General features: G+C 54.2%; 23 protein-coding genes, 1 tRNA gene and 1 pseudogene. 14 read left to right on the top strand and 11 right to left on the bottom strand.

What is annotated here, in order from left to right:
- Window positions 1-104: 104 nt before the first annotated feature.
- From rdgC to selD, 4 genes and pseudogenes are all read left to right on the top strand, one after another.
- Window positions 105-1,013 carry a recombination-associated protein RdgC gene (rdgC, locus tag R0137_RS01950; RefSeq protein ID WP_407328130.1) on the top strand — a complete coding sequence of 303 codons (909 nt, stop codon included), beginning with the start codon at window positions 105-107 and terminating at the stop codon, window positions 1,011-1,013.
- Between the two features lie 3 nt (window positions 1,014-1,016).
- Window positions 1,017-2,108, top strand: coding sequence for a tRNA 2-selenouridine(34) synthase MnmH (mnmH, locus tag R0137_RS01945; protein WP_407328128.1), 1,092 nt, complete (start codon window positions 1,017-1,019; stop codon window positions 2,106-2,108).
- Window positions 2,102-3,151: pseudogene (locus R0137_RS01940) on the top strand (FAD-dependent oxidoreductase); the annotation flags it as partial. The gene mnmH and the pseudogene R0137_RS01940, both read left to right, overlap by 7 nt.
- A gap of 48 nt (window positions 3,152-3,199) precedes the next feature.
- The gene (gene selD, locus R0137_RS01935; protein ID WP_407330053.1) at window positions 3,200-4,339 is read left to right on the top strand and encodes a selenide, water dikinase SelD; all 1,140 of its coding nucleotides are present in this window, start codon (window positions 3,200-3,202) and stop codon (window positions 4,337-4,339) included.
- Here selD and R0137_RS01930 read toward each other — a convergent pair.
- Both R0137_RS01930 and R0137_RS01925 read right to left on the bottom strand, forming a co-directional pair.
- Window positions 4,332-5,144: a LytR/AlgR family response regulator transcription factor gene (locus R0137_RS01930; RefSeq protein WP_407328126.1), complete on the bottom strand. Its 813-nt coding sequence runs from the start codon at window positions 5,142-5,144 to the stop codon at window positions 4,332-4,334. The two genes, selD and R0137_RS01930, sit on opposite strands and share 8 nt — an antisense overlap.
- Window positions 5,145-5,179: 35 nt before the next feature.
- Window positions 5,180-6,277 (bottom strand): sensor histidine kinase, encoded by a 1,098-nt coding sequence (locus R0137_RS01925; protein ID WP_407328124.1) that lies wholly within the window; start codon window positions 6,275-6,277, stop codon window positions 5,180-5,182.
- Between the two features lie 97 nt (window positions 6,278-6,374).
- Here R0137_RS01925 and R0137_RS01920 point away from each other — a divergent pair, with 97 nt between their 5' ends.
- Window positions 6,375-6,617 carry a DUF1653 domain-containing protein gene (locus R0137_RS01920; RefSeq protein ID WP_407328122.1) on the top strand — a complete coding sequence of 81 codons (243 nt, stop codon included), beginning with the start codon at window positions 6,375-6,377 and terminating at the stop codon, window positions 6,615-6,617.
- 2 nt (window positions 6,618-6,619) lie between these two features.
- On the opposite strand, the gene R0137_RS01915 is transcribed toward R0137_RS01920, so the two are convergent.
- Window positions 6,620-7,126, bottom strand: a complete 507-nt coding sequence (locus tag R0137_RS01915) for a GNAT family N-acetyltransferase (RefSeq protein WP_407328121.1) — start codon at window positions 7,124-7,126, stop codon at window positions 6,620-6,622.
- A 12-nt stretch (window positions 7,127-7,138) separates the two neighbouring features.
- The gene (locus tag R0137_RS01910; protein WP_407328120.1) at window positions 7,139-7,564 is read right to left on the bottom strand and encodes an ion channel; all 426 of its coding nucleotides are present in this window, start codon (window positions 7,562-7,564) and stop codon (window positions 7,139-7,141) included.
- Between the two features lie 155 nt (window positions 7,565-7,719).
- On the opposite strand from R0137_RS01910, the gene speB reads away from it, so the two are divergent.
- The 3 genes from speB (at window position 7,720) to R0137_RS01895 (ending at window position 9,413) form a co-directional block, all read left to right on the top strand.
- On the top strand, window positions 7,720-8,664 hold the full coding sequence (gene speB, locus R0137_RS01905; protein ID WP_407328118.1) for an agmatinase: 945 nt from the start codon (window positions 7,720-7,722) through the stop codon (window positions 8,662-8,664).
- 84 nt (window positions 8,665-8,748) lie between these two features.
- Entirely contained in the window at window positions 8,749-9,144 is a 396-nt protein-coding gene (locus tag R0137_RS01900; RefSeq protein WP_407328117.1) for an STAS/SEC14 domain-containing protein, read from the top strand.
- Entirely contained in the window at window positions 9,144-9,413 is a 270-nt protein-coding gene (locus R0137_RS01895; RefSeq protein WP_407328115.1) for a TIGR03643 family protein, read from the top strand. Before R0137_RS01900 ends, R0137_RS01895 begins: the two co-directional genes overlap by 1 nt.
- A 44-nt stretch (window positions 9,414-9,457) precedes the next feature.
- Here R0137_RS01895 and R0137_RS01890 read toward each other — a convergent pair whose 3' ends face one another.
- The gene (locus tag R0137_RS01890) at window positions 9,458-11,296 is read right to left on the bottom strand and encodes a gamma-glutamyltransferase family protein (protein ID WP_407328114.1); all 1,839 of its coding nucleotides are present in this window, start codon (window positions 11,294-11,296) and stop codon (window positions 9,458-9,460) included.
- Window positions 11,297-11,501: 205 nt separating this feature from the next.
- On the opposite strand from R0137_RS01890, the gene R0137_RS01885 reads away from it, so the two are divergent.
- Window positions 11,502-12,077: an NUDIX hydrolase gene (locus R0137_RS01885; RefSeq protein WP_407328112.1), complete on the top strand. Its 576-nt coding sequence runs from the start codon at window positions 11,502-11,504 to the stop codon at window positions 12,075-12,077.
- Window positions 12,078-12,096: 19 nt separating this feature from the next.
- Here R0137_RS01885 and R0137_RS01880 read toward each other — a convergent pair whose 3' ends face one another.
- Window positions 12,097-12,831, bottom strand: coding sequence for a DUF6090 family protein (locus tag R0137_RS01880; protein ID WP_407328110.1), 735 nt, complete (start codon window positions 12,829-12,831; stop codon window positions 12,097-12,099).
- Window positions 12,832-12,973: 142 nt separating this feature from the next.
- Here R0137_RS01880 and R0137_RS01875 point away from each other — a divergent pair, with 142 nt between their 5' ends.
- From R0137_RS01875 to R0137_RS01865, 3 genes are all read left to right on the top strand, one after another.
- Window positions 12,974-15,121, top strand: a complete 2,148-nt coding sequence (locus R0137_RS01875; RefSeq protein WP_407328108.1) for a tetratricopeptide repeat protein — start codon at window positions 12,974-12,976, stop codon at window positions 15,119-15,121.
- Window positions 15,122-15,167: 46 nt separating this feature from the next.
- Window positions 15,168-17,390 (top strand): hypothetical protein, encoded by a 2,223-nt coding sequence (locus R0137_RS01870; RefSeq protein WP_407328106.1) that lies wholly within the window; start codon window positions 15,168-15,170, stop codon window positions 17,388-17,390.
- A 140-nt stretch (window positions 17,391-17,530) separates the two neighbouring features.
- Window positions 17,531-18,628, top strand: a complete 1,098-nt coding sequence (locus R0137_RS01865; protein ID WP_407328104.1) for a diguanylate cyclase — start codon at window positions 17,531-17,533, stop codon at window positions 18,626-18,628.
- A 27-nt stretch (window positions 18,629-18,655) separates the two neighbouring features.
- On the opposite strand, the gene R0137_RS01860 is transcribed toward R0137_RS01865, so the two are convergent.
- From R0137_RS01860 to R0137_RS01850, 3 genes are all read right to left on the bottom strand, one after another.
- Window positions 18,656-18,731 (bottom strand) — tRNA-Phe (locus R0137_RS01860).
- Between the two features lie 95 nt (window positions 18,732-18,826).
- Window positions 18,827-19,333, bottom strand: a complete 507-nt coding sequence (locus R0137_RS01855; protein WP_407328103.1) for an LEA type 2 family protein — start codon at window positions 19,331-19,333, stop codon at window positions 18,827-18,829.
- Window positions 19,333-20,160: a DUF4198 domain-containing protein gene (locus R0137_RS01850; protein ID WP_407328101.1), complete on the bottom strand. Its 828-nt coding sequence runs from the start codon at window positions 20,158-20,160 to the stop codon at window positions 19,333-19,335. The genes R0137_RS01855 and R0137_RS01850 overlap by 1 nt, the downstream gene beginning before the upstream one ends.
- Window positions 20,161-20,325: 165 nt before the next feature.
- Between R0137_RS01850 and R0137_RS01845 the strand changes: the two genes are divergently transcribed.
- Window positions 20,326-21,192, top strand: coding sequence for an SDR family oxidoreductase (locus R0137_RS01845; RefSeq protein WP_407328100.1), 867 nt, complete (start codon window positions 20,326-20,328; stop codon window positions 21,190-21,192).
- Between the two features lie 10 nt (window positions 21,193-21,202).
- Here the strand turns inward: R0137_RS01845 and R0137_RS01840 are convergent, their stop codons facing one another.
- Window positions 21,203-21,475 carry an oxidative damage protection protein gene (locus R0137_RS01840; protein ID WP_407328098.1) on the bottom strand — a complete coding sequence of 91 codons (273 nt, stop codon included), beginning with the start codon at window positions 21,473-21,475 and terminating at the stop codon, window positions 21,203-21,205.
- Window positions 21,472-22,548 carry an A/G-specific adenine glycosylase gene (gene mutY, locus R0137_RS01835; protein WP_407328097.1) on the bottom strand — a complete coding sequence of 359 codons (1,077 nt, stop codon included), beginning with the start codon at window positions 22,546-22,548 and terminating at the stop codon, window positions 21,472-21,474. Before mutY ends, R0137_RS01840 begins: the two co-directional genes overlap by 4 nt.
- Window positions 22,549-22,695: 147 nt before the next feature.
- Here mutY and hisB point away from each other — a divergent pair, with 147 nt between their 5' ends.
- Window positions 22,696-23,289 (top strand): imidazoleglycerol-phosphate dehydratase HisB, encoded by a 594-nt coding sequence (gene hisB / locus R0137_RS01830; protein ID WP_405273689.1) that lies wholly within the window; start codon window positions 22,696-22,698, stop codon window positions 23,287-23,289.
- Window positions 23,290-23,356: the final 67 nt, after the last annotated feature.

Raw genomic sequence — 23,356 nt, 5'->3', positions numbered from 1 at the left:
ATCTGAGCGTCGGGCTTGGTTGATGTATCTCAGAGTCAGGCGGGCATGGTATTGGCAGTTTGCTTGTGTAGAATGTTCCGCCCTTTTGCCGGATATACGTATTTATGTGGTTCAAAAATCTGCGGGCTTACCGCATGACTCGCGGTCTTGAGTTCTCTGCAGAACAACTTGAAGAGAAGCTGTCCGGTCACGGCTTCAGGCCCTGCACGCCGGCACAACCTTTATCAGTAGGTTGGGTTCCGGCCCTCGGAGAGGGCGCCGAACTACTGGTGCATTCCGCCGATGGACGCTTGATGTTGTGCCTGCGTAGAGAAGAGAAAATTCTTCCCCCGTCCGTCGTGCGAGACCTGGTCAAAGAACGCGTCGAAGCGATCGAAGCCCAACAGGGACGCAAGGTTTACCGCAAAGAAAAACTGTCGTTGAAGGACGAAGTGGTGCAAGACTGTATGCCTCGTGCCTTTAGCCGTCATGCAGAGCTGCGCCTCATTGTTGATCCCCAAGCGCGTTGGGTGCTTGTGGACTCTGCCAGCGCCTCCCGTGCCGAAGAAGCGCTGAACCTGTTGCGAGAGTGCATCGGAAGTTTTCCGGTGCTCCTGCCTCAGACTGCCCATGCGCCGGCGGCGGCCATGACCAGTTGGCTGGCTAACTCCAGCTTGCCGGAAGACCTGCAGGCCCGAGAAGAGTGCGAACTTCGCGATATGGGTGAGCAGGCGGCGGTGATACGCTGTAAAGGGTTGGACCTATACAGCGATGAGGTGCGACAGCACCTTCAAGGCACCACTCAGGTCGTGCGTCTGGCGCTTGGTTGGAATGAACAACTGCAGTTTGTACTTGGGGACGACCTTTGTCTGCGACGCCTCAAGTTTTCGGACGTGCTGGTCAAGGAGAACGATGAACTCATGGATGAAGACCGACTTGCCAGATTTGATGCGGACTTTGCGCTAATGGCGCCTACGTTAACGGCGATTCAGGATCGCCTCATTGCGCTCTTCGGTGGTGAAGACAACGGTTAAGTCATGACATCGCGGGCCGACACCTCGGATTACGCCCGCCTTTTTCTTGCAGACACCCCGCTGCTTGATACCCGTGCACCGGTAGAGTTTGCTGCGGGTGCTTTTCCCTTTGCGCACAGCCTGCCTCTCATGAGCGACACAGAGCGCGCCGCGGTAGGCACCTGTTACAAGGAGAACGGTCAGGAAGCCGCGATAACCCTGGGTCACGAGCTGGTATCGGGTGATCTTCGTGAGCAACGAATGGCAAGCTGGAAACAGTTCGCCAGCGATCACCCCGAGGGCTACCTCTATTGTTTTCGTGGAGGCCTGCGCTCTCAGTTAGTTCAACAATGGCTCAAAGATGCTGGAGTGGACTATCCGCGAGTTGTCGGTGGTTACAAGGCCATGCGACGTTTCCTCATCGATACTCTAGACGCTCTGGCCAAAGAGGCTGAGTTCATTTTGGTGGGTGGAGCAACGGGCACCGGTAAGACCCGACTGATTAAGGACCTTCCTCGCGCCATTGACCTAGAAGGGCTCGCACATCATCGCGGCTCGGCTTTCGGTCGCCTTCTAGAAGAGCAACCTACGCAAATCGATTTTGAGAACGCTTTGGCGATTGCGCTGTTAAAGCTCTCTCGGGGTGAAGGCCCCGTCGTTCTTGAGGACGAGGGCCAGCTTATCGGGCGACTCGCTATCCCAGCGTCCTTGAGGGCCAGGATGATTGAGGCGCCCTTGGTGGTTCTTGAGTACGATCTTGAGGCGCGGATACAGGTTGTTTTCGAGGATTACATCCTTGATCTCGGCGAGCGTTATCGGCAGGTTCACGGCGCCGCAGGCCTTGTCGAGCACCGAGATCGTCTCCTTGGAGATCTTGAGCGCACGCGTAAGCGTTTGGGTGGCGAGCGTTACCAGAACATCGCCAAAATTATGCGGGCTGCGTTTGATAGCCAAGAACAAACAGGCAGCGGCGAAGGGCATCGCGACTGGATCCGTCGCATGCTCGAAGACTATTACGACCCCATGTACAGCTACCAGCTCGGGAAACGTGAAGGGCAACGACTCTGCAGTGGTGACCGGGACTTTCTCAAAGAGTTCTTGGGTGCGCGATGTTAGGCAGAAACCCGGCAGAGCAAGACCTGGTTTTGGTGGGTGGGGGGCATAGTCACGTACTGGTTCTCAAGCAGCTTGCGATGTCGCGACCTGCAGGTTTGCGTATCACTCTTGTTTCTCCCGCAGCGTTCACACCCTACTCCGGCATGCTTCCCGGCCTTCTGGCGGGACATTACAGTTTTGAAGAGACCCATATTGATCTCATGCGGCTCTGTCAGTGGGCAGGTGTGAGATTCCTCGTGGATACCGTGGAGTCTCTTGATCCAGACCGACAGCGCCTCTACTGCCAATCCCGGGGTTACGTTGCTTACGATGTACTCTCCATCGATATTGGCTCACAGCCAGAACTGGATTCAGTGCCTGGCGCGCGCGAGTTTGCCGTGCCCGTGAAGCCAGTAGCAGAGCTGTGGGATCGCTGGGGGACTCTGTCCCGGGCAGATGATTTGGCAAAGCGCCGCATTGCCATCGTTGGTGGTGGTGCGGGAAGTGTGGAGATCGCTCTTGCCATAGCGCATCGCCTGAAAACCAATCGGCCCGCAATGGCGCTGTACTGCGGCGGGCACGAAGTACTGACTGGCTACACACGGGGTGCTCGACGGGCTGTAGAAGACCAGCTAGCTCGGTTGGGTGTTTTATTGCATTGCGGTCATCGCGTGAGTCGAGTGTCAGAGTCTCAGCTGCACTTCGAATCGGCGAATAGTGCAGATTTTGACACCTTGGTTTGGTGCACCGGCGCGTCTGCTGCGCCGTGGATTGAAACCAGCGGCTTGCCCGTGGATGAGCGCGGCTTCATGCAGGTAGAGGACACACTACAGAGCACCGGATACAGCAATGTATTTGGCGCCGGTGATATCGCTACTCAATACCGTCACCCAAGGCCCAAAGCGGGAGTTTACGCCGTGCGTCAGGGTCCAGTGCTGGCAGACAACCTACGATCCTTTTTTTCCAACGAAAGTCTTCGGGAGCATAAACCCCAGACTGGCTTTCTATCCATGTTGGCACTCGGTCCAAAGCGCGCGGTGGCTCAACGTAATGGCTTTAGCGTCAGTGGTTCGTGGGTGTGGCGATGGAAAGACCGCATTGATCAAGCTTTTATGGCGCGTTTCAGTGATTTATCCAATGTGGATATGGCTGGACCGGATTCAGGAACGGGCAAATCGGAAGGCCATTTACCACAGGCACCTTGCGGGGGCTGTGGAGCTAAAGTGTCGGGAGACGCCCTAAGTGCCGTCCTTGGAGAGTTGCGAGAAACGTATCCACAGATCCTCGCTGAGGCAGATACTCTTGATGATGCCATGCCGTTACAGACTACCGAGCCTTTATTGCAGTCTCTTGATGCGCTGCGCGGGCTGGTGGACGATCCCTGGCGTATGGGTCGTATTGCCGCTCAGCATGCTTTGTCTGATCTTTACGCCTGTGGTGCAGCGCCTCACTCCGCACTCGCACTGGTCACACTGCCGTTTGCGCGACCATCATTGTTGCATCGGGACTTGCATGCGGTTCTGGACGGAGCACTGTCAGTATTCGCTGAAACAGGGTGCAAACTGCAAGGTGGACACAGTATGCAAGGCCCGGAGTTGCAGTTGGGGTTTGCAGTTAACGGAGTACTGCCGTCGGGATTCGCAGCGTTAACGAAGCGTGGAGCAGCACCCGGGAACAAGTTGCTTCTGACGAAGGCTCTAGGCAGCGGAGCGCTGTTCGCTGCGCATATGCAGAGCCAGATGGACGGACGTTACGTTGAAAGTGCGTTGCGCAGTATGGAGCAGAGCAATGCCAAAGCAGCGGCGGTTGCCAGACAGTTCCATGCTACGGCTGTTACAGATGTGACGGGCTTTGGGTTGGCGGGACACTTACTGGAGATGCTGGGAGATTCGCTGATCGCGGAAATCGACCTGGATCAGGTCGCTGTAATGCCAGGCGCCTTGGATGCGATGGCTTCGGGTGTCTTTAGTACGCTGCACGAGCCCAATCGACAGGCAGTTGCTACACGCTGGACGCTCCCCGAGGATTCGCCTCTCGCAGCGGAGTTGCTTTTTGATCCTCAAACCAGCGGAGGGTTGTTGATCGCCTTGTCTGACGAGGCAGCACCACAGGCTTGCGAGGCTTTGCGTGCTGAGAATATTGATGCCGCTCTGATCGGTGTGATTCGCGCGTCCGGCGCTCCGAGCACAGCGTGCGTCAACGAAAGTGCGCCGGCGATAACCCTTAACTTTAGCCGCCCAAATTTTAGCTAACCAAAAACTCTCTAATACGATCTTTGTAGCTTCTGCTGACCTTAAGCTGGGTTCCACCCTCGAGGTTGAGCAGGTATTCGCCATTGGTCAGCGTTTGAGCACCCGTCACACACCGATTGTTGACGATGGTGGAGCGGTGAACGCGCAGGAACACGGCGGGATTTAGCATGCCTTCAAGCTGCTTCATGGTGATGCGCATAATGTGCGTCTTGCCCGTAGCATGAATACACATATAGTCACCGGCTGCGTCGACCCACTCGATATCCGGGACGCGGATAAACTGGATGTCATTACCATCTTTCACGGTGATCTTTTCCGGCCAGCTATCGCCATTCGTGGCAGTGCCCTCAACCATGGCTTCCACACCAGCTGCACTCTCTCCGGTCATACTCATTAATAGCTTTACGAGTTTTTCCTTGCCCGAATTGCTGACTTCCTGAGTCCTATGCTGTAAAGCACGCTGCACTGCTTCGTGAAGGCGGTCGTCTTCGATGGGTTTGAGCACGTAATCGATTGCGTGAACTTTAAAAGCATCCACCGCATATTCGTTGTAAGCCGTAACAAAAATGACCATTGGCATATCATCACCCTGAAGTTTTTCGACAACTTCAAAGCCATCCATACCCGGCATCTGTATATCCAAAAAAAGTAGGTCAGGATTGTGCTGGGCAACTGCGTGAAGCGCTTCTTGCCCATTCCCGCACTCTGCGATCACGTCTACTTCGGGTAGTTGCTGCAATCGAACGGAGAGCCCTCGACGTGCCAGATGTTCGTCGTCAACAATGATTGCGGATAGGGTGGTCATGCTGCCTCCTTCGGTGGCATGGTTAAACGGTACAGCTAATCAGCATAGCTCACTGGTATACATATGGTGATGGTTAGCCCGTGAGGCTCTGTGGAGCTCAAACGAAAGCTCTGCTTCTCTCGATAGATTTGTGACAGTCGCTCGCGAGTGTTCGCCAGGCCGACGCCACCGCCTTTGGGAAGTCGGCCCTGACGTAGATCCAGTCCTGGCCCGTCGTCCGCAACGGTTAGTTGTAGGCATCCGTCCTCGATACTGGCAGAGACTGCGATAGATCCGCCATTGATAGACTTCGAGACCGCGTATTTGATTGAGTTTTCGACCAGCGGTTGCAGAAGTAGTGAGGGCATCAACGCATTCTCGGCGTCCTCACTTATGGCGAAGTGCAAGGTGAGTCTCTCGCCAAATCGTACTTCTTCGATATCGAGGTACAACTTAAGGGACTCTACTTCTTCGGCCACTGTGATCTGCTGCATGGGATCGTTGTCTAGAGAATAGCGCAGGAACCGAGACAGCTTCATGACCATGCTGTTTGCGAGCTCCGTATCCTTATCGAGGATCAGGGTAGAAATAGCATTCAGCGTGTTAAACAGGAAATGCGGGTTGAGTTGATAGCGCAGCATTTTGAGTTGCGCCTCATGGGCCATAGAGAGCGCTTTTAGGTAGCGCTGCTTTTCTTCCTGGCTCAGCAGGTAATACTTGATACCAAAGTACAAGGCACTCCAGACGAGCATTACCCATACGCCAGAGATCGAGTTGTTGAAGTACATGGCGAGGGTGGCACCACCCTCTTGGTCATATTTTTCCAGTTCTTGCGGAAACAGATTGAAAAACAGTACTGATCGGCAAAGCACCCAAACGACACCCGCGCAGTAAGATGCGCCGAGTATGGCGAAAGCCCGGATCCCTAAGGTCCGTTCCCAGGTCGCGCGATAGATCCAGCGAAGAGCCAAGGTAATGAACATACCAATGGCCGAAACAATGGGGAGATAGGAGAGATAGTTCTCTGGAGGTTCACCCCAAACCAAGATGCCCAGATAAAACGTCGCCGCCCAACTGCTCCAGCCCCCCAGTTGTAGGAGCCAGAACAGCCGTTGTTTATCTTCTATGACGCGGTCTATCGGCATGTTGGCCATTATAAGGAGCCTTATGGACTCTGCGGTGTGTCTTTTTGGTGGCTTATCGCATAATCGCGACGGTTTAACGCACTTTTTCTAAGTATTTGGAGTTTTTATGGGATTGAGACCTGGACGCTACCGGCATTACAAAGGCGCTGACTATGAGGTCTTGGGTATAGCGAGACATTCCGAAACGGAAGAGTACTTAGCTTTGTATACACCGTTGTATGGCGATCGAGGGCTTTGGGTTCGGCCGTTAGCGATGTTTTTGGAAGAGGTTGAGGTGAATGGCGAGTCGATGCCGCGGTTTGCGTGGGTGGAGCCTATGGACGATTCAGCCGCCGATGGAAAGAATTGACGTCAGTCCTCGCTGCTTGCAAACGCCGCCATCGCTTCACGATCCATTCGGTAGCCCACCCACTCACTGAGCGGCTTGGCGCCACAGGCCTCATAAAACTCGATGGCGGGAGTGTTCCAGCGTAGAACGTTCCATTCGTAGCGTCCGCAATCGTTGTCCAATGCGATCTGTGCCAGGTGCTTTAGCAGCGACTTACCTGCGCCCAGTCCCCGTGCTTCGGGAGTAACATAAAGATCCTCTAGATAAAGACCGTGCTTGCCGAGCCAGGTTGAATAGTTGAAGAAGTAAATCGCGAACCCAATGGGTACACTCTCTGAGCCATCCTCACTTTGCCGCTCGCAGATGAGGCCAAAGGCTTTAGGTGCATCGCAAAACAGTGTCTTCTGGATATGCGTCTCGTCCGCGAGTACGGCGTCCGGCTCTCGTTCGTAAACCGCTAACTCCGTGATGAAGTTGAGAATGATGCCTGAGTCTTGGGGCGTAATTGCTCGAATGTTGAGTGTAGTCACGGATGTTCCTTTTTATTCCCTGTCCCAGTAACGGGTCATTTCCAGATACAAGAACGAAGCAGTCCAGGTTATGAGTACAAACCCGGTGAGCGACTCCAGTCCCACGAGGTAGCGAAGGTTCCCGGAGGGGGTGATATCACCAAGCCCAAGGGTCGTAAAAGCAGTGAAGGAAAAATAAGCGCTGCTTAACAGGGAGCCATCGTAGTCGCCTCGAAGATGCCCCCATTCCGTTGCGGTATCCATGTAATAGTAGGCTGTCGCAAAGATCCAGATCTCAATCGCGTGTGCAGTGAGTGCCGCAAACACTCCCAGCAGAATCCTGAACCGATGACGAATGCGCAGCTTCGGCATCACCATCGTGAACTGATAGAGAAACTCGTAGTGTATGACTACGGCGAACGCGATAACCGCACTGTTGATGAGAAATACCTTGATCATTGAGCACCAGCCGCTTTGACGTGTTGGCATTCTACGCGTTGAGTGATTGCAGCGAAATGTGGATCAAAGAAGATAGCGGTGCCAGCGGGTCCTATGCTGCCGCGCACGCGCTATTATCTGAACCTTAGCTAAGAGAAGCATTTACGGAGAACGTTATGGAGTTTGAGACCGATCAGGCTTTTTTGCGCAAGAGTGATCGAGGCACGGTCGTAGAGCCGTCCTACGGAGGCGCAACCAGCTTCATGCGACGACGCTACACCCGGGATCTCGAGGGCATCGATGTAGCAGTGGTGGGTATCCCCTATGACTTGGCGACCACCAATCGCTCGGGAACACGTCTGGGTCCAAGAGCGATACGCAACATTTCTGGAAACCTGTCCTGGGAAATGGCGGTAAACGGTTGGGGCTACGATCCCTTTGATCGAATTTCTGTTGTGGACTATGGCGATTTTGGTTTTGACCCGGGTCTGCCAGCAGAAGTCCCCGGGGTTTTGGAGGCGCAGGCTCGGGAGATTCTTGCGACGGATACCGCAATACTCGCACTGGGAGGCGATCACTTCGTTACCTACCCCATGCTCAAAGCTTGTGCCGAAAAGCACGGCTCTCTATCGTTGATTCACTTTGACGCGCATTCCGATACCTGGGAAGACGATGCGGGGCGGATCGATCACGGCACAATGTTTTGGCATGCGGCACAGGATGGCACCGTTGATCCGGCACGTTCAATTCAATTGGGCATGCGCACGCACAATCCGGACACCCACGGGTACAACGTCTATGACGCGGATTGGGTTCACGATCACACCGCGGATCAGGCGATCGCAAAGATTCGCGAAACCGTGGGGAGCAATCCCTGCTACCTCACTTTTGATATCGATTGTCTGGATCCGTCTTTTGCGCCAGGCACGGGCACTCCCGTAGTGGGTGGTCTATCTACCCAGCAAGCGCTGCGCATTCTTCGCGGCCTCGGCGGATTGAATATCGTGGGGATGGATCTGGTAGAGGTGGCGCCTGCGTATGACGTGTCTGAGGTAACCGCTTTGGCTGGCGCAACTTTGGCCTTGAATATGTTGTGTATTTATTCGGAGCGAATTGCCTGAGATATTGGCCGCCGTCCTAGCTTACATGGTCTAAGCTTGGGGTGATGAATACCGGAGTTTGCGGAGACAGAGAGGTAACTCGCAATGCTTGAGATGATTCAAACAGATATCGAAGATGCCGTGGCCTGGCGTATCGTCGGCAAAGTTACAGAAGCGGATATGAACCTGGCGCTGGATGCCGTGCGTAACAAGATTCAGATACACAACGAAGTCTCGGTGTATCAGGAGATAAAGAGTTTCGACGGTGTGGAATTCGACGCCATTATGGGCAAAATGAAGTTCTTTTCTGAGTTTGGTATATCGCAGTTCAAGCGCATTGCCGTGGTGACGGACAAGCGGTGGGCGCAGCGTCTAATCGCCTGGGAGGACAAGATTTTTAGAAGTATCGATATGCGCGTTTTTGGTACCGATGAGCGGGATCGTGCGTTTAATTTTCTAGCTTATGGTGATGACCCCGGGTCATCACCCGAGGTAGCTTAATGGCACGCGTTGGCGACAGGCCGGTTACCCTCACGCGAAAGCCCGAACCACCCGCAGACTCCAGCGACTGGGTGATTTGGGCAGCCTGGGCGGATCGAGTGAGCTTTGATGAGATTCGCGAGCGCACCGGTCTCGATGAACAAGCTGTTATTAAGATTATGCGCAGAGAGCTCAAGCCGGCGAGTTTTCGGCGCTGGCGCAAGCGTGCGAGTGGGCAGGTGACCAAACATCGGAAGCGGTTTATGCAACTCCGCGAGATGTCGCGATAGCAACTGCCCTAATTTCCGACCCTAATCATCAACCCAAGCCCCAGTCACCAACCCACGGCTTGGCCGTCCTTGCGGTGGTCTGATCCAGCGCGATAAACGCCGTTGACCGGGTGGTCTTCCTCGATGCTCTTGCGGTTGTAAACCGGCAGAGGTAGCTGTGGATCCCGGGTAAATAAAATTCCTTGATAACCTCCCACAGCGCCACCGTCCACCGGAAGTACGTCATGGCCTTTGGCGCGAAGGGCCGGGCCTACCAAGTTTGCAAGGGCTTCCTCCATCGCAAGAACGTTTGATTGCTGACGGTGCGTAAAGCGTGCGGCGTCTGTGGTCATCTGCACATTCATACCATGGTCCACCATGTTGACGATGTGCTGAGCATGAGTCTCTGGTTGCACAGCGCCGCCCATGTTGCCGAAGGCCATGAGAGGCTCTCCGTCGCGCATAACAAACCCGGCAATGATGGAATGAAAGGGCCGCTTCCGCGGTGCCACAACGTTAGGGTGGCCTGCCTCAAGACGGAAAGGGTTACCGCGATTGTGCAGAATCATGCCGTAAGGCGGCACGGTTACGCCAGATCCGTAAACGTCATACACACTGTGCACTAGACTCACCATGTTGCCCCAGCGATCGGCGGCGTTCAGGTAAACGGTGCCGCCTTTTAGGCCGCCTTCCACAGACGGCAGTGATGCCACATTCATATCTATGCGGTCGCAGAGCTCTGCGGCGTAGTCTTTGTCCAGCAACTCGCTGATAGGGACGTCGACGAACAGCGGGTCGCCGTTGTAGGCATAGAGGTCTGAGTAGGCGAGCTTCTTCGCTTCAACCATAAAGTGCCAATAGTCGGGATTGCTGGGGCCCAGCGCGGATAGATCAACGCCATGTACGGGGGCGCAAACTTCAAGAATATTGAGCATATGCAGTGCCGCAAAACCCTGGCCGGGAGGCGGAAGCTGGAAAACATCGTAGCCGTGATAGTTGGTGGTGACCGGCTCTATCCACTCTGATTGGTACTCGGCAAGATCAGCGTGGGTCATGACGCCGCCATTGGCCTGCACCTTACTGACGATGGCGTCCGCGATGGGGCCTTTGTAGAACGCGTCCCGGCCATCTTGCTGAATCAAGCGTAGAGCAGACGCAAGGTCGGGGTTGCGGATGATGCTGTAGAGCGGTGGAACCTCTCCATCCTTTAGGAACGTTGCCGCCGAGTCCTTGTCTTCGCGCACCCTGTCCTGAACCCGAACCAGATCTGCGTGGCGTCGCTCTGCCTGTCCCCAGCCCTCCTCTGCTAGCGTTGCCGCTCGCTCAAAGGTCTCTTCAAAGCCGAGGGTACCAAACCGGTCAAGCATAGCTGCGTAGCCAGAGATTGCGCCGGGAACCGTAGATGCGTTGACACCGAAGTCGGGCATTTCCGTAAGCCCTAGGGTCTCGGTAAAGTACTCAAGCGTCCAGGCTTCCGGTGACCAGCCTGCAGAATTGAGGCCGTAAAGTTTTTTATCGGCCGCGCTCCAGATCAGGGCGAAGAGGTCACCGCCAATACCCGTATCATTCTGCGATGTTACGTCTAGAACCGCTGCTGCGGCCACGATGGCGTCTACAGCGTTACCGCCAGCGCGCAAAATTTCCAACCCAGCCTCTGAGGCCAAGGGGTCGCTGCTTGCCACGACGCCATGGCGCGCAAGCAATTCTGAGCGCCCCTGAGCGAGCCAACCCTGAGCTCTCGATCCGGGCATAGCGGTAATGCTGGCAGAGGGTTTGTCATCGCCGCTTTGGGGGATACCAAAGGGGTGGCTCGACTGCGCCTGCGCCGAAGTCGCGCAGGCGATGCTTGTTAAAAGAGTTGTTGAAAGGGTCAGGGACCGCGTTAACAGCGAAAGTTTGATCATGGAGTCCGGTTCCTTTGACAGTCAGCGACACTTCCCTATCAGCGATACTTTGATTGCTGCTTCGAAAGCCTAATCACCGAATAGGCGATGCTTGCGCTAGAGTCTGCCCCCACCGATCATAGAGCGCAACTTTTAAGACCAGCAGGCACATCTCCTGGATATATTTCGTCACAACCAACGGCTCCGCGACTATCTTCAAAGAAGCTTGAACACGTTTGTGCATCGGAAGATGGCTCTTGAGCGTCGCCGTTCAGCGGCGGTAACACTCACGGTTTGTCGCGACGACACTCGCTCCGCGATCGTGGTGACCCGAAGAAGTGCTTCGCTGCGCGCGCATTCAAGGCAGTGGGCACTGCCCGGAGGTCGTCGGGATCAGGGAGAAACTGCCATCGAGGGTGCGCTTCGAGAGTTGCACGAAGAAGTGGGGTTGATCGCCACTCCTGATGACGTGCTCGGTGTACTTGATGACTACGCGACGCGATCCGGTTACGTGATTACGCCAGTTGTTGTCTGGACAGACAAAGACTGGCGGGAGCTTACGCCCAATCCAGACGAAGTCGAATTGGTTAAACCATTTTCTTTTAAGGAACTGGCCCGAGAGGATTCACCAAACCTCCAGAAAATCGAAGAGAGCGACGGTGAAGTGCTATCTATGAACTTTCATGACGACTGCATTTATGCGCCCACGGGTGCGATGCTGTATCAGTTTCGCGAGGTGGCTATGTTTGGCCGGCACACGCGGGTCGCACATTTTGATCAGCCGATGTTTGCGTGGCGATAGCAATCTCAGGGCAGGACTGTTACTCAGAAGCTTCCAGGTAGTTTTCAAGTCGCTCCGCGAGATCTCGCGCATCTTCTACGGTGAGTCGCATCACATTGTCCACGGAGTACGCGAAGGTGAGCTCTTTGTTGACCATGGTCAAAAACCGCGGCTGTTTGAAACGCTCCAGCGACACGGGCAAATCTCTCGCATCGAATGTGATCCCGCCGCGGGGGCTATAGGGTGAGCTGGAGTTAACGTAGCTGGCGTACTCACTGCGTAAGTTATCCGCGTACCCCGCTACGAATTTTTTTTGCGAGTAGTAGTCGATGATTTTGGCTCTTAGTTCGTCGTCTTGAATGACCCGTAAATTGCCAGTACTTAAAAGTTCTTCGAAGGTCGTGTTGTTTGCAAGCAGGCGTCCGCGACTGCCAGCACCACCAAAACCTATGGTCTTTATAAATTCGGGACCTTGAGCGGCGGGTAAATCACCGAAGTAGTAGTCCTTCGCCGTCTGCAGGCCGTTGATTTTGTCGTCGAAGCGATCGAACCACGCCGAGCTGCGCTCAACATCAAAACGCAGATCTTCTATAAGATTATGAATGTAACTTTGCTCGAGTTGTTTTTCACTGCGCCGTTCGTTCCAATTGTCGAACTGAATTGCGATTAAAATACCGATCACGATGAGTGCAATTTCGCTTAACGCCCTGCCGAAATAGAGCGCCTGCCTGCCAGGCGCACTGAGTCGCGATTGGAGTCTGGAAAGAATTGTCACGGTGATGGCGAACCTAAGTCTCGGCGATTATTGAACGCTCTCTGACCATCATATCTCGCTACAGTGAAGTCAAGCATTTTGCTGGGCCGCGAGATACACTGAGCGTCTTCGTGATCAGCTACAAACCATGGCGAACAACCCTATGAGTTCGATTTTTAGTGAGCTGAAAAGACGCAATGTGTTTCGCGTTGCCGCCCTCTACGCTGCAGTGAGTTGGGGCTTGTTACAAATTACCGATGTACTAGCTCCGGCGATTGCCTTGCCTGAGTGGGTGACGGGTTTCGTAGCACTGTTGCTCATCATCGGATTTCCCATTGCCATTATTTTTGCCTGGGCGTTCGAACTAACGCCAGAGGGCGTAAAGCGCACTGAAGCCGTCGATGAATCCGAAAGCACCACGACGAACACGGGCCGTCGCCTCGACGGGTTTTTGATCATCGCCCTCGTGGTGTTCGGTGCCATTGTGCTCAGTGACCGTTTTCTACCGGACGCTGGCGATGTCGAGACCAATGCTGGCTCAGAAACCGTATCAGACTCCAAAGATCCATTTGATGGGCAGCCATCCATAGCTGTCTTACCATTTGTTGACATGTCACCCGACGGTGATCAGGAATACTTTGCCGATGGCATAGCAGAGGAGCTGCTGAACGTTTTTGCTCAGGTTAAGGGTTTGAGTGTTGCGGGGCGTACTTCAGCATTCGCCTTTAAAGGCAAAAGCACTGACTTGAGAGAAATCGCCCAGGTGCTGGATGTAGATCACGTGCTCGAGGGCTCCGTACGCAAAGCCGGCAATCAGATTCGCGTTACGGCACAGCTTATTCAGGCGGATAACGGCTACCACTTATGGTCTGCCACCTACGATGGCGAGCTTAACGATATCTTTGGTGTGCAGGACTCCATTGCTCAGGCCATTCTTGAGGAGCTGACGCCGCAGCTGTTGGGTAGTGATGAAGACCTTGCCGCCGAGGTACGTGTCGTGACCACGGATCTCGATGCCTACGATCTTTATCTTATATCCAAGCAACACGCCTCCGATGGGACCCTTAAGGGCCTAGAGGCTGCCTCCGCGGCGCTGGACCGTGCCATCGAGATCGATCCCAATTACGTACCTGCGCTTGTCTGGCGCGCCTATTACGAGTTGCAGATGTCCGACGGTGAGGGTGCCTGGGGCAATATCCCCTTTGAAGAGGCATTGCCCCGCGCCAAACACTGGATTGACCGCGCTGTGGACGTGGCCCCAGACTCTCCGGACGCCCTCTTTGGTCTTGCCAGCTACTTTGGTTATACAAACAACGACGAGGCAGCGATTCGCTATTACCGGGCGGCAATAGAAGCGAAGCCGAACTTCCCCGTCGCTCTAAATGATTTGGCGTTTTTTCTCTCGGCAGATGGCAAAGTAAAAGAGTCCGTGGATTATCTAGAGCGGGCATTGGCTCACGATCCGGCGTACGTGGATGCCAATCTGAATCTCACTTCTGCCTACGCCCTGCTCAACGATCAGGCAGCACTTCGCGCACAACTTGATCGCTGGGAACGGGTGGACCCCAATAATGCGAACCGCATGCGAGCCGAGAGCATCTACAGCCAGCGCCAAGGCGACTTTGTGGAAGCCATACGTTTTGCCCAAGCGGCGACGGTGCTCGAGCCCGGACAGAATTACTTTATCAGCGGTTTAAACAATACCTTGCTAGATATAGGTGAGTATCAACAGGTTCTTGAGTCGCCTATTGAATCACAGCATTCTTGGGCCCTGTTGTTTTTGGGCAGGCGCGACGAAGCGTTGGAATTGGCTCGCCAGCAACTGGCAGCGCGGCCCGATTTTTACCGCCAACAGATCCTTTTTATTCAGGTGCTGGGCTTCGCGGGACAGTGGGAAGAGGTCGCCCGCTATTTTAATCGTACCTGGGGTGATGTGGGGGCTTTTGTTGAGGAGTTGAATCGACCGCCGTTTTGGGAGATGGCAACCGCAATGCAAATGACCGAGCATCCTCTGGCGCCAAAAATGTTGGAAGCCTATGAGGCGGACATTGCCTATATACGCAATCAGGGGCTGGCCTCAGGTAGTGTTGATCGCCAAGAGGCAGTCTTGCTGCTGCTGCAAGGTAAAGAGCAAGAGGCGCTCGCGCTTTTAGAGTTGGCGGACGAAAAGGGCTGGCGAGAAGCCTATGTTGGTGACTATCCGGTCTGGACATTGGTTCAGGACCAAGACCGACTGAATAAGCTACTTGCAAAAGTAATCGCCGACATAGAAAGAGAGCGCCAGAAGCTGGGTTACGGCTCTCTAGACTAATCGTTACTGAAAAAAGCCCTGCCGGCATACGACAAGGGAGTCATTGATGAGTGGTGTTACTAGCTTGCGCAGTGCTTTCGATCGACTTGTAGGGTTGTCCACCCGTGTCTTTCACTCTGTCATGTCTAAGCTCAGTAACACCCAGGCGTTGAGCGCTTTTTGGTTCTTTGCGCTGCTGGGAACCGTTCCCGCTCTGCGTGCGAATGTACTACTCCCTCATGATTGGTATGAGCTTTGGCATCACGGCTTTGTCCTCCCAGAGCTTGTAAACCCTGCCGGCCTTCTTTTTATCGTGCCAGCGGCAATCACAGGCGTCTTAGCTCGGCGCCTGGGTGAGGATCGTTACCTGCTCGGGATTTTTCCGTACTTGCTGGTGCTATTGGCGACACTATGGGCTGACTCTGCTACGGCGCTTTTTGGCTTACTGTACGCCGTTTCTGCATTAGTAATGGTGCTGGTGTTTGCTCTTTATAGTCAGGCCCTGTCTAAACACTTTGGCGCGTTTTTTGTTGCTCTACTGGCTTGGCAATACCTCGATCCAGGTCTCTCGGTCTGGTCTGTGATTCTGCTTGTTTTGAGTGTTCTTGTGTCGCGGCTTGGTGTGGAGGCCTATCTTGAGAACAAACCTCTGTTAAAGGCATTGGGCCGCAATAACGCCAAGAGTCTTGCAAAGCGAACTGTTGCGCTCTGGTGGCCGATGATTTTTTTGCTGGGATTGGGTATCTGGTTTAGCGCAGAACTCGAGCGAAGATCCGAAAATTTCATCTACGATGCCGGGCTCGTTACCCCCTTTTGTCATTTGCCGGCAACCGATAGTTCTCCGGAAGGGCCACTTTTGCGGTGTCCGCCTGAGCATGAAGAGTTACTTAACACGCAGTTTGCCGTGTTGGCTGGTAGTGAGGAAGGCCTTGCTCCTCGATGTGAGTTCACTGACCCTGAATTTCTAACGGCGCTCGCCCCGACAGTGCCTGAGCCCTTTTTTTGTCCCAGGAGCGAGAGCCGTTATGCCTGGCCTCTGCGTCGAAAAGATCTCTTTGACAACATCGACCTCCAGGTGGCGCGAACTTTCGACCAGCAACGTAAAGAGATGCACGCGTCCCTCACAACCGTGGATACAGGGTTGGAGAATAGTGAAGAGCTGGGAAAACAAGAGGCACGGCGACTGTTTAAAGCCGTGCCATCGAGTACAGGTATGTCTCGACGGCGTTGTAGTTTCCCGAGCCTCGCCTGTCCTGCCGGTAACCTTGTTATTGGAGAGTTGAATCGTGCCTATCGCGACGCCCGTCGAGAGGCTGAAAAGGATTTTGTAGCCTACATGGGGGGCAAAGCGGGACAGGGAGCAGGCACCGCCCAGGTTTATGTCAAAGACGCTCGTGAAAGACTCGACGAAACCATGGATAACTATGAGACGCGAACCCGAAGCAACCTTTCTAAGGTGCACACGGCGAGTACCGTCGTCCAGCAGCTTTTGTGGCTTTTGCTGGTCGTGGCGTTCATTAAAAGTGTTTTGTATGTCGCCTCAAGAGTGATTTTTGATCAGAGCACGGATATTGATATCGATCTGTTGGAACGTGGCGGCACGCCGGTTCAAGGAACTGTCACTTTTCTCGATGAGATCAATGTGCCCGCGGACTACCCCCACAACATGTATTACAAAGCTAATTATCAGCCTTTGGGGCCCGCGCCGCGCTTTAGTATTCCCCAGTGGAGCGCGTCTTTACTGGCTCGGCTGCGTCACGGAGCCTGGAACATGAGCTTTGTGGAGATGCCCATGAGAGATAGCAATCGCTTGAGCTTCAACGCGATTCAGGCCGAGCATCTCGTGGATTGGGAAATGAAAGAAGGCGAAGAGATTGTGTTTAACTACGGCAACTTTGTCGCCATGAATGAACATGTAGAGCTGCGTACGGTGGTCAGCTTGCGCATCGCTACGCTTTTACTCGGGCGCATGGTGTTTCATACGGCGCGCTGCAGCGGTGGCCCAGGGCGACTGATACTACGCACAAGGGGTACGCCTGCCCGTGCGTCGCAAGTGGAACAAAGCATTCCTGTCGCCCGCCTCGTCGCTTTTAATCGCTACGCGCGTTTCGCGGTGGACAGTCACCTCACAAAGGCGGATGTTTTTCTAAACGGCTTCAATTTGCGCCGAAAAAACTCGGGAGACGAAGCTCATCCGCAAGGCTATTTGATCGTCGAGGCTGATGCCCGCGACGGCGGCATATTGGTGGGCACGCTGCGTTTTGCCAAGAATTTTTTACTTCCGCTCTGAGACGATACGCAGCCAGACACGGAGAGCGAGTCTAGAGTCGCAGAATTCTTGCTGCCCAGTTATATTGATGGCAGTCCCTAAGGTAGCGGAGCCTAGTTATCTCGTCCTCTCTGGAACCCATTTCTATTAGCGCTGAGCGTATGGCGCAGGCCTATCGCGACGACGCTCGCCGAATTGTGGGGATCGCAGTCCCGTTTTTTACCGGTGGGTTTCTGCTGGAGGCCGCCAGTCACGCAGGCGACCCTGATCTGCGTATGCTCTTGCAGCCGCTGCTCTCAGGAGTAGTTTGTCTTGTTGCGTTGATTCTTAGTCGTCGATTTATGGCGCAGATACGCTACCCCGAAATCATACTTCTGGTGCTTTGGTGGCTTGTGCTGTGGTCGCTCTATTTGCATCAACCTTCCTTTGACGCGCCTGTCCAAGCCCCAACGCTGGTGATGCTCGCAGTAACCACGGTTGGCAGCGCAATGCTTGTTATGCCCACGGTTGCAGCGCTGCTCGCGATTGGGACCACGACGTCTCTATACGTGTACGCGCAGATTGCGCTGCTTGGAGTGTCAGGATTGTCCTCTCTGGTAACTCCCGTGATTGTGGTCATGGTTGTGTTGATGATTTATCGATCTCGCCGGAGTTCTATTCGCAATGTCGAGGAGCTTAGAGAGCGCGTAGCTCAGGACCAGCGGCAGCTGGAGTTGGTTAACCAACAGCTTCTCAATTTAACGATTACCGATCCGTTAACAGGCGCTTTGAATAGGCGGGGCTTTAATGATCGGCTAAAGGCTGAATTGGCGGGTGCCGCGCGAGCGGGTGAACCTCTGTCGGTCCTGATGCTCGATGTAGATCATTTCAAGCGTTACAACGATGCTTTTGGGCACCCGGCGGGGGACATAGCGTTGCGAAAAACATCGGATGCTCTGCGCGCCTGTTGTCGCGACAGTGACTCTGTGTCTCGCTACGGTGGCGAGGAGTTCGCACTAATTCTTCCAGCTACAGATGCGGCAGGAGCAGAGAGCATGGCAGAGCGAGTACGTAACGCTGTCGCGACGCTAGAGGACCTGGCTCAGCCAATTACGATTAGCGTTGGCGCAGCCACTGTACCTGCTGCGGTGCTGAAAGATCAGGCAACGGTAGCCACGACGCTGGTGGCGTTTGCTGATAGCGCTCTTTATCGCGCCAAAGAAGGTGGCCGTGACCGGACCGAGATCAATGTTTTGACCGAAATGCTTTCGGGAGATTGAGTGTGCCGCGAATGCGCCGTTGGAAAATGGTGCCCGGAGACAGAATCGAACTGCCGACACGGGGATTTTCAATCCCCTGCTCTACCGACTGAGCTATCCGGGCACAAACTTTCACAGCAATCCTTTGCGTCAATAAAAGGTCGCTTGGTGCGTCCTCTACGCAAGGGCCGCGTATTAAACCTATCGGTCCGCTTCCAGTCAAGGGCGGGCGTTCAAATCTATGGTTCCTTCTTTGCTAACGCGAATCGCTCCGCCGATTCCGGAGCGCGATAACTTGGCGTTCAGCTTGTAGGGTAAACCGCCATCGACCGGGTTAGACATGAGGTCTCGCACTAGCGCAAGGGAGCCAAACATACCCGCAGCGACCTCCAGCTCAGCAGTACTCTCGCTGTAAGCGCCTACACTGATTCCATCATTACTTACCCCTGAGAGCACTTTTGAGCCGCGGATAGACACGTCATAGGCGATGCCGTCTATTGCCAGAGGTATGGAATTCGGATTGACGATGCGCAGCTTCACTAAAAATCTTGCTTCTAGCCCTTGGCTTGGCAGCGGCTCTAAACCCAGTAGTTCGACCTCGGGCTCGTCGAAGTCCAATGCTCCCATGCCGGCGCAGCCTACCAGAGAGAGGAGTATCGCGGCGGCTGTACATCGCAAACCGCGTAAGAACCAGTTTTCGTGTGTCAGATCTATGTGCATAAGCATTAGTTAACCATCACTGTCAGTGTGACGAAGTCACTTTCCCAGTTGAACCCTTCACCGATCTTTGGACGGAGGTGGGTTGCGTAGATCATATGTCGGCCGCTGCCTTCAAACACGATGGTTAACTGGCCATCACCGTTGGAGCGAGCTAGCACGCCAGTCTCATCCCCTTCCTGCCACAGTCCGACTGATTGATTCGCCAAGGGCTCGCCATCAAAAAACACCTGTAATTGCAGTGATTCGCCCGCCTCAAGGGATGTGGGGTCAGCCAGGGGCAGGATTTCAAAGCGGGATACGCTTTGGTCAGTCCAGCACATCGCGTCTTCGCTTTCTGGGGTGCTCGGGGTGCTTTGCAGATACGTTCGAGCTAGCTTTGAGTAGGATTCCTTCCAGTACTTTGGCTCCGGCTGGGCGTCCCATGCTTCCCATACGCTTTCTTCAGCGCCAATTTCTTCTAGATAATGTGCTACCGCTTTTGGCTTTATCTCAAGTATCCGTGGGGCAAGTGCGACCCATGCGCAGGCTGTTCCCGCGCCTGGAGTGGCGATCAGCTCTAATGCGCCTCCTCGTGTATCCACGGGTACCAAGAGGTCCCGTTTCCCGTTCTGACTTACTACGGCTTCTTTGATGCGGGATGCACTTATGCCGGAGTCAAAAGTCGGGAAGGCCATTCCGCTGGTCATCGACAGCGTGAGCTGAGCGTCTGCTTCGGGTTGAAACGTGTCTGGCAGAAGCCAGGTTTCATGGGCAGAAGAACTTTGAGCAAACATAAGGCAAGTGGTGGCGGCTGCAGGAGCTAGAGTACGCAGCAGGTAATGGTACACGGACATAAAAAACCTCAGCAAAAAGAAACCCAGACGACAGTAAAGCCGTAAATACAATGTCTTTAATCCCATCGTCTTTTGCAATGTCTTTTAGGCTATTGTGACGCGCTATCTAAAGCACGGTAGAAAACGGCGGAAAACGTTGTCGAACATACAGTAAAGGGAGTTCATATGAGTCTTAAGAATAAAACAATCTTCATCACAGGCGCGAGCCGGGGTATTGGTCTGGCTATCGCCAAGCGCGCTGCCGCTGATGGCGCGAACGTAGCCATTGCCGCTAAGACGACGGAGCCCCATCCAAAACTGCCGGGCACTATTTATACCGCCGCTGAGGAAATCGAAGCGGCGGGGGGCAAGGCATTGCCACTGGTCTGCGATATTCGTTTTGAAGATCAGGTTCAAGCCGCTGTCGATAAAACCGTAGAGACTTTTGGCAGTATCGATATCTGTATCAACAACGCTAGCGCGATCAGTCCAACGCCGACCCTCGGTACTGAGATGAAGCGTTATGACTTGATGAACGAGATCAACACGCGGGGTACGTTTTTGACGTCCAAAACTTGCATTCCCCACCTGCAAAAGTCTGACAACGGTCACATTCTTAACCTGGCCCCGCCTTTGGATATGGAAGCCAAGTGGTTTGCCCCCCATGTGGCCTACACGATCGCAAAGATGGGTATGAGCCTGTGTACCTTGGGTATGAGTAAGGAGCTCGCAGACGATGCTATCGCGGTAAATTCTTTGTGGCCCCTGACGGCCATCGACACCGCCGCGGTACGCAACGTTCTTGGTGGTGACGCTATGAGCAAAGGCAGCCGAACGGTCGCCATCATGGCTGACGCGGCCTACGAAATTCTTACCCGCCCTTCGAAAGAGTGCACGGGCAATTTCTTTATTGATGAAGTTTTACTCCGCGATGCAGGTGTCACCGATTTTGATCAGTATGCCGTCGTGCCGGGCGAAGACCTGTTTAGAGACTTCTTTGTACCCGACGATGTTGTCGATCGTCTGCCGACGAAAACACTGACAATGTACTAGACGCAGCGGTTTATGACTCCGGGGGCACGTAGCCCTCGGCTTTGTCGTACTCCTCGCCAGCAAAAAACTTGTCCATTTCCTGTTGAAGATACTTGCGGGCTTCGGGGTCGATGAGACTTAGCTGCTTTTCATTTATCAGCATGGTCTGATGGGCCTGCCATTCCTCCCAAGCCTGCTTGCACACGTTCTCAAAGATGTCTTGCCCTTTGGGGCCCGGGTACGGCGGCGCATCCAGTCCCGGCATTTCCTTTTGATGCTTGCGACAAAACACCTGTCTGCTCATGGCTTATCTTCCTTGTCTGAATTGTTAATGCCTCGCACTGCCTCGTCCCAGAGGCGCCTTACTGGTGCGGCCAGGCCCACTGCGGGAGCTTCCTGAGCGGGCCAGCATCGCAGTTCCTGACCTTCGAGGATTAGCGTCGGCGTTTTCGACAGTGTAAGGAGTAAGGGGCTTATCTCAAGATGGTAGTGGCTGAAGCTGTGTCGCAGCGCTGGCAGCGCCTTTGTGCCCAGTACTTGGACGGCCAGCGAATCTTCACAAAATTGGATTGCAGCGGCGGTATCGCTAACTTCAGGAAAACACCAAAGGCCTCCCCAAATACCCGTTGATTGCCGGCGCTCCAGCAATAGTTCGCCGTCCGGCGTATGGGCAATGATAAAACTTGTTTGCTTTGTAGGAATCGCCCTTTTTGGCTTCTTACCTGGATACTTACTCTGGCTTGATCGCTGCAAAGCGAGACAGTCACCGGCTTGAGGACAACGATGGCATTCAGGTTTTGAGCGCGTGCACAGCGTAGCCCCCAAGTCCATGATTGCCTGGGTGTAGTCGGCGACTCGTGAATCTGGTGTGTGCTGCTCTGCCAACTCCCAGAGCTTTGCGGCCACGGCCGTCTTACCTGGCCAGCCCTCTACCGCATGAAATCTGGCAAGAACGCGTTTTACATTACCGTCAAGGATAGCTGCCCGGCCATTCAGCGCAGTGGAGAGGATTGCGCCAGCGGTGGAGCGCCCTACCCCGGGCAAACTTTGCAGTGCTTCGACATCCGCTGGAAAATCGCCGCCAAAATCCTCAACCAGAGTCTTAGCGGCCTTATGAAGATTACGGGCCCGAGCGTAATAGCCCAATCCGCTCCAGTGGTGGAGTACCTGATCGATGTCGGCAGCGGCAAGAGCCTCTATACGGGGGAAACTCGTGGTAAATCGTTCGTAATAGGGAATGACCGTAGCAACCTGGGTCTGCTGCAGCATGATCTCTGACAGCCATACGTGATAAGGCGTAGCGTCACGCTGCCAGGGCAGGTTGTGGCGGCCATGATCGTCGTACCAGGCTAAAAGGCGTTTTGCGAAGTCATCCATAAACGCTGGCGAGACTATCCTTGCAGCGGGAGAATTGCCAATGAATCCATACGCTCGCTCCCCTATAATGTCGCGCTTTCGCGGTTGTCATCAGGACGCTCATCGCGATGAACTATCGCGATAGACATCGCGAGCTGGAGAAAAGACATGTCAGAACGTAGCGCAACGGTAAGCCGCGATACGCTGGAAACACAGATCACCGTTAGCGTGAATCTAGACGGTAGTGGTAAAGCCGAGTTTGATACTGGGCTACCCTTCCTCGAGCACATGCTCGATCAGATCGCGCGCCACGGTATGATGGATATCAATATTAAGGCTAACGGCGACCTGCATATTGATGCCCACCACACAGTAGAAGACATCGGCATCACTCTTGGACAGGCTTTTACAAAGGCAGTGGGCGAGCGTAAGGGTATTCAGCGCTATGGGCACGCCTATGTGCCCCTTGATGAGGCTCTATCCCGAGTCGTCATCGACTTTTCCGGTCGTCCGGGGCTTGAGTTTCATGTGCCGTTTACCCGCGCAGCGGTGGGCAATTTTGACGTAGACCTGTTCTACGAGTTTTTTCAGGGCTTTGTTAATCACGCGCTTGTGACCCTGCATGTAGACAATCTCCGCGGGGATAACAGCCATCACCAGATCGAGACGGTATTTAAGGCTTTTGGCCGCGCGTTGCGTATGGCGCTCAGCGCAGATCCGGCTATGGCTGGCGTGACGCCGTCAACTAAGGGCGTCCTCTAAGCCGGGGATTTTCTGCAGAACACGTTCCGGAGACGACTGTGAACGGCTCTTCCAAAAACAATAGCGT

The sequence above is a fragment of the Congregibacter brevis genome, from assembly GCF_045689245.1.
Classification (GTDB): domain Bacteria; phylum Pseudomonadota; class Gammaproteobacteria; order Pseudomonadales; family Halieaceae; genus Congregibacter; species Congregibacter brevis.
The sequence above is the reverse complement of the archived record's forward strand: the minus strand, read 5'-3'. Positions and strand labels throughout refer to the sequence as shown.